Annotated in this window: 15 protein-coding genes and 1 pseudogene; 4 read left to right on the top strand and 12 right to left on the bottom strand. The window is 36.5% G+C overall.

All coding sequences use genetic code 11. The annotated features are described in order from the left end of the window. Positions 1 to 644 precede the first annotated feature (644 nt). Complete coding sequence (locus ACPYKA_RS10670; RefSeq protein WP_188856840.1) at positions 645 to 1001, top strand: helix-turn-helix domain-containing protein; 357 nt, start codon at positions 645 to 647, stop codon at positions 999 to 1001. A gap of 329 nt (positions 1002 to 1330) precedes the next feature. Here ACPYKA_RS10670 and ACPYKA_RS10665 read toward each other — a convergent pair whose 3' ends face one another. The 7 genes and pseudogenes from ACPYKA_RS10665 to ACPYKA_RS10635 all read right to left on the bottom strand — a co-directional run bounded on the left by ACPYKA_RS10665 (position 1331) and on the right by ACPYKA_RS10635 (position 6136). Next, positions 1331 to 2236 (bottom strand): NAD(P)/FAD-dependent oxidoreductase, encoded by a 906-nt coding sequence (locus tag ACPYKA_RS10665; protein WP_188856839.1) that lies wholly within the window; start codon positions 2234 to 2236, stop codon positions 1331 to 1333. A 75-nt stretch (positions 2237 to 2311) separates the two neighbouring features. Next, positions 2312 to 2716 carry an RrF2 family transcriptional regulator gene (locus ACPYKA_RS10660; RefSeq protein ID WP_188856838.1) on the bottom strand — a complete coding sequence of 135 codons (405 nt, stop codon included), beginning with the start codon at positions 2714 to 2716 and terminating at the stop codon, positions 2312 to 2314. A 47-nt stretch (positions 2717 to 2763) separates the two neighbouring features. Beyond that, a pseudogene (locus ACPYKA_RS10655) lies at positions 2764 to 2931 on the bottom strand (transposase); the annotation flags it as partial. An 811-nt stretch (positions 2932 to 3742) separates the two neighbouring features. Further along, positions 3743 to 4357, bottom strand: a complete 615-nt coding sequence (locus ACPYKA_RS10650; RefSeq protein WP_188856837.1) for a DUF2306 domain-containing protein — start codon at positions 4355 to 4357, stop codon at positions 3743 to 3745. 27 nt (positions 4358 to 4384) lie between these two features. Further along, positions 4385 to 4819 carry a DUF2269 family protein gene (locus tag ACPYKA_RS10645; protein WP_188856836.1) on the bottom strand — a complete coding sequence of 145 codons (435 nt, stop codon included), beginning with the start codon at positions 4817 to 4819 and terminating at the stop codon, positions 4385 to 4387. Positions 4820 to 4834: 15 nt separating this feature from the next. Beyond that, complete coding sequence (locus ACPYKA_RS10640) at positions 4835 to 5845, bottom strand: DJ-1/PfpI family protein (RefSeq protein ID WP_479542275.1); 1011 nt, start codon at positions 5843 to 5845, stop codon at positions 4835 to 4837. 81 nt (positions 5846 to 5926) lie between these two features. Beyond that, positions 5927 to 6136: an SHOCT domain-containing protein gene (locus ACPYKA_RS10635; protein ID WP_212967334.1), complete on the bottom strand. Its 210-nt coding sequence runs from the start codon at positions 6134 to 6136 to the stop codon at positions 5927 to 5929. A gap of 249 nt (positions 6137 to 6385) precedes the next feature. Between ACPYKA_RS10635 and ACPYKA_RS10630 the strand changes: the two genes are divergently transcribed. From ACPYKA_RS10630 to ACPYKA_RS10620, 3 genes are all read left to right on the top strand, one after another. Beyond that, complete coding sequence (locus ACPYKA_RS10630; RefSeq protein ID WP_077604258.1) at positions 6386 to 7072, top strand: response regulator transcription factor; 687 nt, start codon at positions 6386 to 6388, stop codon at positions 7070 to 7072. A 1-nt stretch (position 7073) separates the two neighbouring features. Then, positions 7074 to 8399, top strand: a complete 1326-nt coding sequence (locus ACPYKA_RS10625) for a sensor histidine kinase (RefSeq protein ID WP_188856832.1) — start codon at positions 7074 to 7076, stop codon at positions 8397 to 8399. A 273-nt stretch (positions 8400 to 8672) separates the two neighbouring features. Then, entirely contained in the window at positions 8673 to 8816 is a 144-nt protein-coding gene (locus tag ACPYKA_RS10620) for a hypothetical protein (protein WP_479542274.1), read from the top strand. 354 nt (positions 8817 to 9170) lie between these two features. Here the strand turns inward: ACPYKA_RS10620 and ACPYKA_RS10615 are convergent, their stop codons facing one another. From ACPYKA_RS10615 to ACPYKA_RS10595, 5 genes are all read right to left on the bottom strand, one after another. Continuing rightward, positions 9171 to 10079, bottom strand: coding sequence for a conjugal transfer protein (locus ACPYKA_RS10615; protein ID WP_188856831.1), 909 nt, complete (start codon positions 10077 to 10079; stop codon positions 9171 to 9173). Positions 10080 to 10097: 18 nt separating this feature from the next. Further along, complete coding sequence (locus ACPYKA_RS10610; protein WP_188856921.1) at positions 10098 to 11105, bottom strand: bifunctional lytic transglycosylase/C40 family peptidase; 1008 nt, start codon at positions 11103 to 11105, stop codon at positions 10098 to 10100. Between the two features lie 133 nt (positions 11106 to 11238). After that, positions 11239 to 13146 (bottom strand): CD3337/EF1877 family mobilome membrane protein, encoded by a 1908-nt coding sequence (locus ACPYKA_RS10605; RefSeq protein WP_479542276.1) that lies wholly within the window; start codon positions 13144 to 13146, stop codon positions 11239 to 11241. A 35-nt stretch (positions 13147 to 13181) separates the two neighbouring features. After that, positions 13182 to 15635: a conjugal transfer ATPase TcpF gene (gene tcpF / locus ACPYKA_RS10600; protein ID WP_479542273.1), complete on the bottom strand. Its 2454-nt coding sequence runs from the start codon at positions 15633 to 15635 to the stop codon at positions 13182 to 13184. Beyond that, on the bottom strand, positions 15619 to 15878 hold a 260-nt coding region (locus ACPYKA_RS10595), incomplete at its 5' end, for a conjugal transfer protein (protein WP_479542272.1). The genes tcpF and ACPYKA_RS10595, both read right to left, overlap by 17 nt.

Here is a 15878-nt window from a genome sequence, read left to right as displayed (position 1 = left end):
AATCAAACTGATTTTCTATGGTAGTCTGAAAAGAAGATGGCTTCATGATTTCTCACCTCCTTTCTCGCCATGAAAGGAAGTGAGTTCTGCTCTATTATTTCCTTTCGTACTAAGTCCCGACACGAAAGGGCTGTTTGTTGCATATTTTGAAAAAAACTTTTAAAAAAGTTTTCAGCAAACGAAAAAGACACATAAGCAGATTGCTCAGTCTGTTTATGTGTCTTCATAGTTCGTCCTATATGTTTTAAAAAACCACATTTATGAGCGTTTTTATCTAGGGTAGATGAATAACCTTTTTTAATAAGGGGTCAGAAATCAAACATTGTTGAATAACAATATATTGCATGACGACTACCTCCTAGGAGCCGTCATCTTTTTAAAAAAGATTAAACTTCGTACACCATACACCATTTATAAATTCTGTATAAAAAGAGAGACGGCAGCTATTTAAACCGTCGTCCGGAAAGGGAATATTATTTTAGGCATGAAAAGGGTACTGCCAGATAACGGTTTTTTTTATTGCCGTATGGCAGTATCTTTTATTGTATGAAGTACACAACATGAACTGTGTAAATACATAGTACGTTTTCCTATACCTGTTTCTAATTTAATAGGAACAGTAGAATGTATAGGGGTGGTTTATTATGCGTAAAAAAGAAGATAAATATGATTTTAAAGTGTTTGGACTTGCTATAAAAGAAGCACGTACAAAACAAGGTTTAACCCGAGAACAGGTAGGGGCATCGATAGAAATTGACCCACGTTATTTAACTAATATTGAGAACAAAGGGCAACATCCTAGCATACAAGTACTTTATGATCTTGTATCGTTGTTAAATGTATCCGTTGACGAGTTTTTCTTACCTGCTTCTAAAGTGACGAAAAGTAGCAGAAGAAGGCAGCTAGAAAAACAACTTGATAGTTTAACAGATCAAGACCTTATTATTATGGAAAGTGTTGCCAAAGGAATACTTGAATCTAAAAAAGCAGGGAAGAAATAAATTCTTTATTTATCTTTGGGTATTGTTGTCAATTCAATTCATATCCCTTATTAGCCTTATATTTTTACCATTAACCAAAAGTGATAAATGATTAGTCAAGACAAATGTCTCAATTTTATTCAACTAGAATTTTTGGTTAATGTTAGAAATTTAGGAAAATGCCGACTTTCCTTTCTTATTAGCAGGTCTATTAACGAAAATAAATAATACTTATGCAATAAGAAATACGATTACAATTTATCCATTTATAATCGCATTAGTTATTGATATAAAAGGATTTAAATAGATTGGTTATACTTGATAATTGTAATCGCCCATCAGCTTACATATTAAAATCTATCTAATGTTATATCCATGTTTATACTTGAAGCAGCCTTGTTGCCGTCGGCTGAAGCAATTATCAAAGAAGAGGACTCTGCCTTTTCGGTTTCTCCCGCAATATATATCCCATTTGCTGTTGTTCGTCCAGCACCGTCTGTGATAATTCCTCCGTTTTTATCAAATTGACAATTTAATTGTTCAGCAAATTTATTTGGGCGATAAAAACTTGGAACTACGAAGCCACCACTTCTTAGAATGTTATCACCTGATTCCAATTCAATACTTTCTAAGTTACCATTATCTCCATGTAAGTCTTCAATAACATCTGTATAAACCTTAATCTTTTTACTTTCAAAATCATTTCGTACTTTGTTGAATAGTTGATGACCATTAGTAAAAACGATTAAATCTTTTGACCAATTAAAAACCAATTTAGTCATATGAATAATGTGTTCATCATTTTCTGCAATTATAGCTAACGGCTTGTCTCTAAGCTCCCAACCATCACAATAAGGACAGCTGAATAAACTTTTACCGTAGTATTGTCTAATCTGTGTTAAGGGAAATTCTTCTTGAATACCGGTAGCTAACAGTATTTTTTCTGTTATATAAGTTTTATTATTTGATGACTTGATTAAAAATAAATCATTTTGATCATCTTTATTTACCTCAATAACTGTTTCATTCGAAATTGAAACAGAAGGATAAGATTTTAATTCTTTCATTGCAATATTTTTGAATTCTTGAGGTTTAATTCCCTCTCTTGTTAAAAAACCATGTGACTCCTGAGTTACACGATTTCGATTTGTTCCATTATCAAATATGGTAACCTTTCTTCGCGCTCTTCCTAAAGTTAAGGTTGCACTTAATCCGGCAGGTCCAGCACCAATTACAATACAATCATATTTCTCCATCATTATTTTCCTCCATATCTTTAATATATATAATAGAGTTTTAATATCTATAATTCGGGTAAAAGACATCATGATTTATATAGATGTCTTATTCATTTTGTTAGCCAAGTCAACTATACGTGTTTGATTCAATTCATCCAAAAGCTTTTCCTCAGCTGATTCAATCGCTTTCTGAATTAAGCAATCAGGATTGTGGTTGAGACAATAATCAAACATAGGCGTCAAACCTTCAATAGCTTTTATAACTTCGAGTAATGAAACTTCTTCCCCACCCGGTTTTAATTTATAGCCGCCATTTGCACCTGAGACAGATTCAATCATACCCGACTTTACTAACTTTGTTAGTATTTTAGATAAATATGTCGTTGAAACCTGTTGGCGCTCAGCCAATTTTGCCACACCTATATGCTCATCGGATGGATTAACAGCTAAAAAAAGCATGGTGTGGAGAGCATAGTTCGTAGCTTTTGTTAATCTCATATTACCACCTCATTAAAGACTTAATAACTCTATAATATCCATTCTGGTTTTAAAGTCAAATAATAAGTTTCTTCAATGACCGGGAGGGATTGCTTTCCGGTCTTATCCAAACAGTATTTTGCTTTGAGCTCCTCAAGGATGAAAGAAAAATCAACAAATTCATTTATTTGCCGAAGCATATTATCTTTTGGGACGACGATATCGTATATCGCCATGTATGGACTTAGATTAAGGGTCTCTGGTTTTAAATCATTGGGCGCACCACCTACATTTTCTTAATTTGAGTATACGGGACAAGAGTCATTTTTTAATCGAGAAAGAACGTTAGTGGGGATTAGACAATAGTGGATTGGAGTGGAAGGCGCAATTCCCACGGGAACAGCACGATCTGAAAGCCCCGTAGAAAAGCGTCTGCTGGGAACGGAAATCCACGGCTTCCAAGATGAAAAAGCGAGAATGGAAAACGATAAGTCGTTTCCATTCTTGCAATGATTTTCCCAAGATGACTATTTCAGTGCCCTCCAGGTTGGTACCCCTCTTTTTTAATTTTTCAATGCTGAATCGTGTTTAAATTAAATAGCACACTGTCAATTACTGTCCCCCACTACTTTTAACTAAAAGTTTTCTTTTATAAACGATTGGTAGTAAAGCTATAAAAATTAAAGCGGCTACAATCAAAAATACATGCTGAACAACGTCTAACCCACCACTAAAATTGTGTAGGATAGGGTTGAACCATTCAAAAATATATGAAAAGGCCCATATCTCTGAAAATGATCTTGCAATTGGTGGTAAACCAGCGACACTAGAATATCCACCAGCTTCAAAGGTGGTGAAGTATTTGACTTTATTAAGAATCTGTAATTATATTCACTCTCTTTCATATCAAGAATCTCAAAGTTTGACAGGTTAATCATATTGGGTAACACTTATTCTATACTTTTCTAAAGTTGGGCATTGGGATTATCGTGTGGAAAAATCAGCACCATAGATTTCTTCGTACACCACATTAATATTAATATCCAATTATATAAATACTTTTTTTCTTATCATGGTTTCTGCAATGCATAAACTAATCACCCAACATAGCCATACAGCAATTGTGTAGGAAGTACCATATGAAAATTGCAAGGCATTGTGTGAAATGGCCACAATGATGTAGATGAACATATTGGCAAAGGCAAGAAAGAAGCTTCTTAACATCCATGAACTATGCTTTATCACGTTTTTTCTTCTAATATTGATAAAGCCTAGAATTGTTGTACCAAACCATAGTGTATTTAAAACGAGAAATCCAATGGTGCTCAACCATCCTCCTGTTGCAAAAAAAGAAACGTAAACACCAGGGATAAAGTTTAACAAAATAGACAGTACATAGACTCGACCATTCCAACGATGAAATTGGATAGATTTAATTCGTAATTTCTTGATCACACCCAAGGGGCCAGTGATTAGTGAGATAATAGCAAAAATGATATGTAATCTGATCATAAGTATCCATAATGATTCGTTGGTTAGAACTTCATCTTTTCTAGCAAGAAAGTTCTGAAAAGTGGGATCGACCATGAAATTTTTTGAAAATGTATGCATGACCCACATGAACGATACGATTAAAAAAATGATCCAAATGTTCTTTTTCATTTTTATCGTTATCCTCTTCTCTAATATTTAGGAAAATAAACTGCGATTTGTCATAACAAAAACAACAGTAAAAATAAGCAGAAATGTAAACCAACCGAGTGTATTAAGTTTGGCTTTATTTCGTTGTAACGCATTGTCAGGATCCTCAGCAAAAATAACTCGTTTCAAGTTATTTTGTATCATACCTATCAAGGCACCAATCAGCATAAACAGGATTAATGATAGCACCACCCATAACAAAGAAGGATAAGTGGCATATCCCATTACCATCCATCCTCCTGTAATGATTAACAAAATTAATGCATAATGGGCAAAGCGGGTAAAGCCTACTAATGTTTTAACAGCTATTTTCAATTCATTACCTGATCGTGACAAAAGAGATTTAAACGCAAATGGAAAAGCTAGAAAACTACCAAGCAATAAAGCACCTAATACATGAGCAAATACAATAAATGAATACATAATACAACTCCATCCTTAAGATATACGATGTCCCATTAATTTGGATGAGGGAAGCATACCAGCCTTTGCTTCACCATACATATTGTTTCCATCTACAGAAACGATAAATTTTAATGTAAGACGCATAGGCTTCGTCACTTTCATGGACCATTTTAATTGATTCCCTTTCAGTACAGCGTTGTCCAGCGTAGCAATATTATCCCCTTGTTTTGCAGTTCCCACTATACGACCATCTTCAGAAGATAAATCTAATAAAACGGAAAGATCGCCAATAGGAGTGGAAATCGTAGTATCCCATTTTCCTTGGAAATTAAAGCTCTTATCAGTATCAGTTTGATTAGAGGAGCGAGAACTTGTCGTTTCCATTGGATTTTCATGTTTGCTTTCTTTAGGTGCATGTCCTTCAGCTTTCCAAACTGTGCCCCTGCGCTCGTACTCAAATAGTTGTTCCACAGCATGTGCTATACGGGAACCTAACTCTCGCTCAACTAAATAAAGCGCAACATCGAGCCCTGAAGTAACGCCACCGCCAGTAACAAGATCGCCATCATCTACGATACGGGCATTAACTGGAATAGCGTTGGTAGCACTCAAAAGACCCATTCCCATATGATGCGTTACTGCATGGCGGCCTTCTAATAAACCATCCATTGCTAAAATGAGAGATCCGCCACAAACTGTGGAAAGTAAAATATCGGCTTTCTTCATTGCTTCTCGTAGTAGATTATTTAACTCGGTTTCAGTGGATTTTTTTAATTTTACTGGAATGGAATCTGGCCCATTATCATGAACAGAACCAGATGCCCCTGGTACAAGAATGATTCCTTTAGAGGATAAATCAATTTTGCCGCTTGCTTGGAGTTGTAATTGATTCACCCCACTTGTCACCATTCGTTCACCTTCAGCGGAAACTAGTTTAACTATTATTTCCTCCTCTGAGTACATTCCAGCTGCAACAAACACTTCATAAGGAGCAATTGCATCCAATAAATCAAATCCATCAAATAACACAATTTGAACATTCATACATATGTCCTCCATTTTTTTAAAAATTTTAATCAAACTTTCTGGCAATTAATTTGAGCCCTTGCCACAAGAATTGTTCTTTTATTTTGTAAGAAGCTCTTTCAACCTTTGATACTCAGCTTCATTAATTTCTTCCTTGGCTAACCGATTTTTAAGAATCATGGTTATGTCCCTGTCTTTCTGATTGGAATCTTTATAACGATAGCGAATTTCAAAGATTCGAACCGCCATAAAGCAGAAAAGTGTAAGGCAAAACAAAGCACCGAATGGAAAGAATGTTTCGAAACCCATATGTGTACCTCCCTTCAAATAGTAAATTGAGGCGAAATACTTTATTTATAGTGAACATTCGCCTATCAACTTCACAATTAAAGAATAACCTTTAAATGTCTCAAATGATTGTACAAAAAGGTCACAAAACAATCACAATCCATCACAAAAACAGTGATTTAAGTCATTGTTGAAACAGTGATATACTGAAAGTAGATTTCGATGGAAGGTTCGTTTCTTAAACTAGCATCGAAGGGAAGGTAGGATTTTGTGAAGGAAAAACAGACGATTATGGTTGTAGATGATGATAAAAGCATTGTTGAACTATTAAGAGACTTCTTGGAAAATGACGGTTTCTATGTAAAAACTGCTTATAACGGCGATCAAGCACTGTCCGTACTTAAGCAGGTTACAATTGATTGCATCATTCTTGACATCATGATGCCGGGACTAAATGGTTTCGAGTTCTGCCGGCAGGTACGGGAGGAGAGTAACATTCCTATCCTCTTCCTGAGCGCTCTCAGTGATGATGTAGATAAAATTCGTGGGTTGGCAATTGGGGGGGATGATTATATAGTTAAAACCGCATCTCCGGGTGAGGTTATTGCCCGAGTGAAAGCTGTATTGCGACGCTCTAGTTCCCAGAAGGGATTTAGCGGGAAAATCTTGGATTACGGTGGTCTCACTTTGGATTTATCCACAAGAGAAGTATTTGTAGAGGGAAAATATATCTCACTTACACCAAAAGAATATGAATTATTGCGACTGTTTGCCGAGCATCCGCAAATTGTTTTTACTTATGATCAATTACTTGATAAATTTTGGGATGGAATTGGCGATAAACATACTGTCCGTGTCCATATTAGCCGCCTACGTGAGAAAGTTGAGTACGATCCAAACAAACCAAAATATATATTTAATGTTTGGGGTATAGGTTACCGTTTTAAAGGAGAATAAAATGAGATCAATTCGTATTCGTACATTATCTATATTTAGTTTGCTTTTAATCTTGATGTTGCCATGGGTATTTTACGTAACGGCCCACTTATTAACAACAAAATCACTTAGTTTCGATACGAATGAAGCTGAGAAGGAAGATTTAAATAAAATGAGCCACCTCATTGAAACAAATACAGAAAAATGGTCTGACCCCCAATGGCAAGAAAATTTAAGAGGAAAGTTACAAGCAGAGGATATGGGTGTAAAAATTTTAACCGAATCAAATCAAGAGATTTTCCAATTTTCCCCTAAGAAAGTTCGCTCATTTACGCGAGCAGAACAGTTTTCAATTATGAAAGATGGTCGCATAGTTGGAAGAGTAATGATTTTTCAGCCAAATTCAAGAGGGGTTCAGATGATTGTAGCATTTACAGGATTATTGTTAGCTTTTTTTATCATCGGTTATGTCATGAGAAGGTTTATTCTCAACCCACTTGAGAAAATGAGCTTGGCAGTCCGACAAGTCGCGGAAGGAGATTTGGACGTCCAATTACCTGAGTCCCCGATCAAAGAAATTACGGAAGTATATGGCGGAATTCAAATAATGACAGAAGGTCTCCAGGAATCCATGCAAAAACAAGTGGAATTGGAGGAAGAACGCCGATTTATCATTGCTGCAGTCGCCCACGATTTACGGACACCATTATTCGCCTTACGAGGTTATTTGGATGGTCTAGAGGAAGGAATTGCTGACTCTCCAGATAAACAAGCAAGGTATCTGTCCGTTTGTAAGGAAAAGTCATCACAATTGGCCCGTCTTGTAGAGGATCTTTTTACATTTACAAAGGCGGAATATTTGGAGATGGATCTCAAGAAAAACACGGTTAATCTTCCTATTTTATTAAAGAAATCGATTGACAGCCTTAATCCACTAGCAAAGCAAAACAACATCTCTATTATCGCAAACTATTTCGAAGATGATTGTATGATCATGGGCGATTCGTATTTATTAGAGCGTGCCATAAATAATTTATTGGATAATGCTGTCAGACATACACCACACGCTGGTAAAATTTTCATACAATGCTATAAGGATGGTAACAGAGTGGTCTTTACTGTTCAAGATACGGGGAAAGGTTTTTCTTCAGAAGTGATTCATCGTGTTTTTGACCCACTATATCGTGGTGAAGCATCGCGAAACCGTTCAACCGGAGGGGCCGGGTTAGGGTTGACTATTTCAAGAAGGATTGTTAGACGACACGGGGGTGACCTTGTCGCAGATAACCATTCAGAAGGTGGTGCACTGATAAGAGGTTGGATACCAGCTCACTCTTCTAGTGCTTGATAACTTATAATAAACCTTAACTAGATAAGTTCCAGTTTAAGTTAAAGCCTAATTTTGAAAAAAATTAATTAAATAGGCCCTAAAAACTGTTGCCAAATTATTTATTAATAGAATCACCCTTTGGACTGTTATGTTCTTCTACACGATAATTAGAATTAATGCTATGTGAACATTTATTAGGTAAAATGAGTTTTCCACACTAAAATCCAAATACCCAAAAAATTTAAAGTTAAAGAATTTGGAGAGTGCGTTTTTATGCGGGAGAGAAAAACAATGAAATTTTCTCAGGAGGATTATACTATAACTTTAGAAGACACGGAAGTTACGTTATTAAGGAAGGAATTTCTCTTGTTAAAATTTTTATATAAAAATAATGAAAGAACATTTTCTCGAGATGAATTGCAAGATGCTAGTTAAGTTACAACTTAATCAATTATTATCTGATCCTTACACCTCATTTACTCAACTCCATGTTAATACAGGCATTCGCCTAGCTGTATTAAGCGAACTTGCAAATGGAAAAAGGCAGCAAATTTAGTTTGAAGATTTAGAAAAAATTGTTCAGGCACTCGATATTGAAGATATGAATGAAGTTTTTTCTATTGTTGAAGAAGATGAAAATAAAGGTATAATGTAAGTCACTTAAAGACTTGACAATTAATACATGAATTTTAATGAAGTAATATATTTATTGATCTACTAAATCATTATTAAACACCACGAATTGATCAGTCGGTAAGAACAAGTCGTGGTGTTTTAGATAAGATATTTTTATTCTACAATCATCCAATTTGTATCTTTTTCTAACGTGAGTATATATTGTGAAAACTGTGTAAATTTCGTTGCTTCGTCAATATATTTAACAGTGACCCATACTTTTAGTTGATGATCTACTGTCTGAAATACTTGATGAACTAGATCTGAAAATAGATAGTCTTTACTAATCGGTGGTAAGGCATTATTTTTCACATAATAAGCAAGTTCTTTATCAGTTGCAGTCGGATAAAACGTAAAGAATGTCTCCAAAAACTCTGTCACTTCTTGAACAGTATTGGAATCGACTGTTCCGTTACTTTCAGGTTGTTGTGGCTCATAATCTGATTTATTCGGTATGCTCCATAAGGTAGGATTTTGGGTAATTACTAAGTTCCCTTCATTATCTTGATGAAGCAAGATTCGATATGTGGAACGAATCGATGTACTATTCTTATCTTCTGTAATCTTTTGATCTACCGAATAAACAACCGCATAGGTATCATCTTCTGGTGTCACTGACCAGATATCAATACCAATCACACTGGAACTAGTAGGAATATCTGCTCTAACGGTATCGGTATTTAGTGCTCGTAAATCCTCCGTCAAGTAGTTACTGATTTTTTCTGTCCGTTGTTCAATCGAATCTTTTTCATTTTGCCATGTGTAGTAATCTTTCACAAAGTTTTTCGTAAAGCTCTCAATCGCATTCATATCCATGATCTTGGTTTCAATGATTTCTCTTTCATGAACGGTATGTTGATCAATTGCTGTAAAGTTTTTATAGATCCCAAACGCAAGGCTACCAATGAGTAGTATCCATAAAACAAGAACTGATTTTTTACGTGGACCAACAGTCCGAACCTTCGGTATTTTAGATTTCGTTTCTAGTGTTTGTTTTTCTTTTTTCTTAATAAAGCCTTTCATCTGTTCCAACCCTTTCTATTATTTAATACGTCCAGCCCCAATTAGGTGCTTTTGCCAGTAAGCAGTAGTTAAATCTGCATAACCAATTGGATCGCCGGCATTATACATTTGATTGTTCCCAACAAAGATACCAACATGTGTGACATAGGTTCCTGAGTTATATGTGGAGTGAAAAAACACTAAATCCCCAGGTTTTGCTTCAGATAAAGATATATGCTCGGTCACGTCATACTGTTGCTGTGCTGTTCGGGGCAAATTAATCCCTGCTTTTCGATAACTCCATTGCGTCAATCCACTACAATCAAACGAGGTGTTTGGGTGATCTCCTCCAAAAACATAAGGGAACCCTTCATACTTTAAAGCTTCATTCATTACAACTTGAACCATTTCATCATCAAATTGAGGCGAAATAAAATATTGACTTACTAAATCGACATAAAACATATTGCCATAACGGTAACGCCAACCGCCGTTTTTCTTTACGGCTATCGGATTCGTGTAAGTGACTTTGCTGCCGCCTGACCGTTCCCTTGCAAAGTTTTCAGCTAGTTCAAAGTTATATGCTTTTCCTCTTCGCGCAACATAATAAATAAAAGCACCACCATAGTTATAGGCCTGAATGACTGTATTTCCATCGACACCACTTCGTTCGGCGGAGCGTAATAAATCCGCAAAATATTTTGTTCCTTGTTGAATGGATGCTTCGGTATCCAATGTATTAGGTGGTAATCCTAACGATTCACTCGATTGCATCACGTCTAGTAATCTACCGCCGCTTTCCACTTCAATAATGGCAAGTAGAGTGGAAACATACTCACTAATTCCATATTCTTTTGCGTATTTTTCTACCATTGGTTGATGTTTTAACACATCCGCCGATACCGATATACCACCTATGCCACCAATGAAATCACCACCATCTGACGAATGTTCTTCATTTGATATAAAGATAGCTACAAATGCTAACAGACCAAACAAGGCAAGAAAACCTATCCCCCCAGCAATTAACATGATCTTTAATCTCATAACTTTCATCAGCGTTTCCTCCTAGCTGCATGGATTGGACGCTTACTGATTTGTTTCTGATTTGTACGTTTCAAAGGTTTAGAGGGACGATCAATGATTTGCTTCCTTTTTCTATGGCGTGCATGTAGTTTAGTCAGGGAAGGCTGTTGGGATCTGACGGTATCCATATAGCTGGTTTCTTTAATCTGCCCCCATGTAAAAATTCATTACCATTATGCGTGATTGGCCGTTCATGAATTGCAAAATCCCGAGAAGGGGTACGCTTTTTATCCAATGCTTGTCGTCTATCTGCAATCGTTTGACGATGTTTTGCTTTGCGCTCTGCATGTACGCGTTGTCTCTTTTCATTTGCTTGCCGAATGCCTTCTTTAAAATCATGGGCAGGTTTTCTAAGCTGTTCTTTTCCTTGCATAACCGCATATTGGGCAGTAGTAGGCAAATCATGTAGTTGTTCTTTACGGTGCTCTATATTCGCACGGAACTGATTTTTTGCACCAAGCATTCTTCCTGTTACTTGACCTACTTTCTGGCTCAAAGATGTTGGTTTTGTATTATCATTTGAGCGTTCTCTATTGTTCTTTGCAGTCGATGTTAGTCGCTGTAACGGTCGAATAGGGGAGAAGGAACCTTTTGTTTGCTTTGATTTTCCAACCACTGCCCCGACCGTTGCTCCAGCTGTTGCCCCTGCAAGGGTGCGTCCGATTGTTCGCTGTAATCGACGGCTGCCACGATTAAACATTCGGTAAGGACGACGCATGACTTGACGTCCGACTTGTTGCGAGTCACTACTTTGCAGTTTAAACATGCTCATAATGTCACCGAGTTTCATGTAAATGCCTGCAAACGTCACGATCTGCAAAAAGGCAATCAAGAAAAACGGATAACTTGTCGTTAAGCTGTAAAGCATGGATGAAATGCTAAAGGCAATTGTAATAATTAATGTAATTCCAGCACGAAGCATAATCACATTAAATAGTTTCATAATCGCCTGTTTTCCCATGTTTTCAAAAGTCGGTATCATGGAAAGTAAAAAACTAATGGGCAGAAACATCGCATAGATAATAAACAGAATTTGCGAGAAGATCATAATTCCCGATAAGAGAAAAACAAAAATGGAGATACCGATATTAAACAGAAACAAAAAGAAGACCATTCCTAAACGTGTGGTGGTCTTCGTAATCGTTAAGCTTTTATTGTCGTGATCTTCAATTTCTGTTTTGACAGCATCTTCCCGATCTTTTCCGTTATTTGCATCAGGACTAATAGAAACTAAAGTTTCCACACGATCTTCACCAATCATTTCTTTATCCGAATCATCAAACTGCAACAACATCCAAGGCTGCTCCACTTGAATGGAAAAGAGATTATTTCGTATCAAATCGACACTATCTTTTCCTTGGCTACTCGAATTTGGCATCAAAATTTTTGTTCCTAAGTCCAAACTTGCTTGACTAATATCAGCGGAAAAGTCATTGATTTTAGTAATATACGTTGGTGCATAGGCGATAAAAGAAGCTGACAAAATAAACAAGACTAAAAAGTTTAGAATCGCTCGAAATGCTTTCGTTGTTTCCCGTTTCATTAAGCCTGTATAAGCCACATAAATCCCGATTATTAAAATAAATATGAGCAAAAAACCAACATAAAAGCCCGAACTACTAAAACCGCTTGCAGTAATCCCAGCTAATGTTTGCATATTCTTTCCAATGGCATTTGCCGTTTGTGAAATAAAATCGAGAGAATAGGCTTGTTGGATTAAGTAGCCTGTTGCATTAGACAAATACAGGCTAATAATCCAGATAAAATTTGTAATCGTGTAGAGCCCATACATGACTTGTTTTCCGATTCCATCATTCCAATTCCACGGTAGCCAATCCCAACCTGTGTCCACATAAAAATCGAGCTGGTAATGATCAAGTGGATATTTGGAATATAAATTATCTTCAGATACCGTATCATCAACTAATCCAGCCGCTTGAACAAATGTACCAAGTATAAGAAGCAATAAAAAAACGGTAGCACCTATGAGTACCACCGCCATAACGATCTTTTTCAATTTTGGTTTGTTCAATTTAATCACCGCCTTTCTTTCTCTTTTACAGGTGGTCGAGTATCAAAAGCATGAAATAAATCTTCAAAGACAGGGTGGACTTGAATAATCCCGACACGGCCATATAAGTCTTGAATTAAACATTGTCCGTTTTCCAATTCTCGTAATCGTCTTTGATTCGATTCATCTTCCGCCTCCACACCAAAGAACTGAAGGGTTTTCTTTATTTCTGTCATATCCCTGGAACGGAAAGCAAACTTCACACCGATATTATTCTTTAATTTTTCATCCGTTAAATCATCGGCGTTTTGGGTAACGAAGTAGACACCTGCATTCATGGCACGGCCTGCACGTACAAGCTTATTAGAAAGTGTTTTTCCTTGTGCGACTTGCAGGAAGGACCAAGCTTCATCTAAATCTACGATTTTAAATACACTGCGGTCGGAATGAATGAAGTCTAACGCAAAAGTGGAAATGACAATCAACACGGCGACACTTAATAATTCCATCGTTGTATATTCCTCAAAACTTGTTTCTGCGTCTGGTAACACTAAATCTGCGACTTGAATCATATTTAATTGTTTTTCTAAACTAATCGAATTTTCCACAGTACCATCCGAAAATAGTAGGTGCGCAAAGTCATAATCAGTAAAACTTTCGATATGGTCAGCAATAGAACCAGCTAATGGATTGGGATCACTTCTTAATTCATGAATCACGAGAAGTAAACCACGTTCTTTCTGTTGACCTACAGCTCGAATCGCTCGTCGTAATACAGGGAATTTATCTCCATCTCGACTTGATATACCTGTGAGGAAGGTAAGAATATCAATCGCAAGACTTTCCGAATCCTTTTTCTTTTTCATAATGACAAAAGGGTCGAGTAGTCCTTTGTTGGTTTCCTCACTTGTTAAGTTAACAATATTTATTTCATGGGCAATTTCAGGTAATGTTTCTTTCCAGTTTCCCCGTTCCGCCTTTGGATCAACAATCAGGGCTTGACCACCAAATAATACCGAATAATAGACAAGAAGGTTATTACTAAAGGATTTCCCACCACCAAGTGAACCTAAGAATGCAGAAGCTAACGCATTGGTGACGGAACCTTTTACCCCTTGACTGGCTAAGCTAGGATTGAGATACACATTTCTTCCAGTGTCCAAATTGTAGCCAAAATAAATTCCTTCCGTTTCCCCCAGCATTTGTGTTGCTCCAAATCCAAGTCCCGCTAAAAAATCAGAAGTAACATACTGAATATAATCATTCATATACCGCTTACTGGCTGGGATAAATTCACTGTGTAAACCAATCATATCTCCAAACGGACGAACAAGCTTTACGTTCAAATCATCATAAAAATCTTTGACTTCATTACAACGCTGCTTGAGTTCATCTAAGTTAGGGGCAGATACTCGAATGATATAGCTTAACTTGTACATTGATTCTTTACTTTGGTCGAGCACATCTTCTAATTCATTCACTTGTTCCAATGCATCAATGACATTGCTTCCTGTTTCGTTATCGGATTCCCAGGCGTGATTATCCAAATCTTTGAGTTCTTTTTTCTTATTCCGAACGGTAGATAATGCTTTTTTGTTCGTTACAATTTCCACGTTCATGGACGTATCAATCGGAAAATCAAATTGTTGTTGTTGATAATAGAAAATTTCATCGGATGGAAATTCAAGATCACCGACAATCGAGTTGATGGTAAAATAAGCGACATAAGTCGTCTGTTCTTCCTGTTCGACTTTTAAATATCGTTGATTTTCCTCGATCAAACAACGAGTCGGTTTAATCAGATCATAACGCTTCACTAAAGTTTCCTTTTTTAATTTCTTTAGAGGGAGGGCATAGTCATATTCGTCATAAGCAATTCCTGTTTGTCCATGAAGATGTTCAATCAAATATCCAAAGTCATTTTTATCTAATGGCCGTACCTTAAAACGTCTGGAAATTTTGTTTTGTAATAAAGATTCCATTTTAGAGAAACGTCTAATTTCTTCATCAGGCATGGAAACAAAATCTCCCATCAGGTGATGGTTTACATCACGGATAAATGAAGAAAGTGAATTTTTGATGTTTTTCCCCATTGATTTCATACTGACTTCTTCTTCATTCAGCAACAGTTTAAAACCAATAAAGAAACGATAGTCTACTTGATGTTCCCCAATTATAGAAACTAAGGCTTCCGTTTGGTCATCAATACGTTCATAAGCGACATCTTGTAATCGCCCTGTCACTAACTCTTTACTTCGCTCCTGTACCGATCGGATACTGCTTGCCGTACTAATTTGTAGAGCATGAATTTTACCATCTTGATTTTGTGCAATTAATTGACGGAAATGGTCATGTACTTGTATCTTTTCGTCTAGTGAAAGGAACGAATAGTTATATGGTAACAGCTCATAATACGCAAAACATTCGCCATCATGGTTGAAAACAAGATTATTTTCAATATATTTAATCGGATAACGCATGGACTTCACTCCTTACAGCAGTCATATTTTCATTCACTTTCATGCGTTGTAGTTTGACGGGTTTCCCTGCATACGTAACTTTAGACCGAAACCAATAAGTCAATACAGACTTGAGGAAGCTATACGGCTTTTTGCCATCAAATGTTTTCTGACTCATAAACCATGTCAAACCAACTGGAATTCCGACATATTTTAATAACGCTCCATCGATCAAAGAGAGTGGGGGAAGATTTCCAAGTAACA

Origin of the sequence: Pseudogracilibacillus amylolyticus (SeqCode), assembly GCF_051918545.1 — a bacterium.
In the GTDB taxonomy this organism is placed as follows: Bacteria; Bacillota; Bacilli; order Bacillales; family Amphibacillaceae; genus Pseudogracilibacillus.
The sequence above is the reverse complement of the archived record's forward strand: the minus strand, read 5'-3'. Positions and strand labels throughout refer to the sequence as shown.

Bases quoted from the DNA above. Each gene is read 5' to 3' on its own strand.
- ACPYKA_RS10670 (WP_188856840.1), top strand. From the start codon at position 645: ATGCGTAAAAAAGAAGATAAATATGATTTTAAAGTGTTTGGACTTGCT.
- ACPYKA_RS10665 (WP_188856839.1), bottom strand. From the start codon at position 2,236: ATGGAGAAATATGATTGTATTGTAATTGGTGCTGGACCTGCCGGATTA.
- ACPYKA_RS10660 (WP_188856838.1), bottom strand. From the start codon at position 2,716: ATGAGATTAACAAAAGCTACGAACTATGCTCTCCACACCATGCTTTTT.
- ACPYKA_RS10650 (WP_188856837.1), bottom strand. From the start codon at position 4,357: ATGAAAAAGAACATTTGGATCATTTTTTTAATCGTATCGTTCATGTGG.
- ACPYKA_RS10645 (WP_188856836.1), bottom strand. From the start codon at position 4,819: ATGTATTCATTTATTGTATTTGCTCATGTATTAGGTGCTTTATTGCTT.
- ACPYKA_RS10640 (WP_479542275.1), bottom strand. From the start codon at position 5,845: ATGAATGTTCAAATTGTGTTATTTGATGGATTTGATTTATTGGATGCA.
- ACPYKA_RS10635 (WP_212967334.1), bottom strand. From the start codon at position 6,136: ATGGGTTTCGAAACATTCTTTCCATTCGGTGCTTTGTTTTGCCTTACA.
- ACPYKA_RS10625 (WP_188856832.1), top strand. From the start codon at position 7,074: ATGAGATCAATTCGTATTCGTACATTATCTATATTTAGTTTGCTTTTA.
- ACPYKA_RS10620 (WP_479542274.1), top strand. From the start codon at position 8,673: ATGAAATTTTCTCAGGAGGATTATACTATAACTTTAGAAGACACGGAA.
- ACPYKA_RS10615 (WP_188856831.1), bottom strand. From the start codon at position 10,079: ATGAAAGGCTTTATTAAGAAAAAAGAAAAACAAACACTAGAAACGAAA.
- ACPYKA_RS10610 (WP_188856921.1), bottom strand. From the start codon at position 11,105: ATGAGATTAAAGATCATGTTAATTGCTGGGGGGATAGGTTTTCTTGCC.
- ACPYKA_RS10605 (WP_479542276.1), bottom strand. From the start codon at position 13,146: ATGGCGGTGGTACTCATAGGTGCTACCGTTTTTTTATTGCTTCTTATA.
- tcpF (WP_479542273.1), bottom strand. From the start codon at position 15,635: ATGCGTTATCCGATTAAATATATTGAAAATAATCTTGTTTTCAACCAT.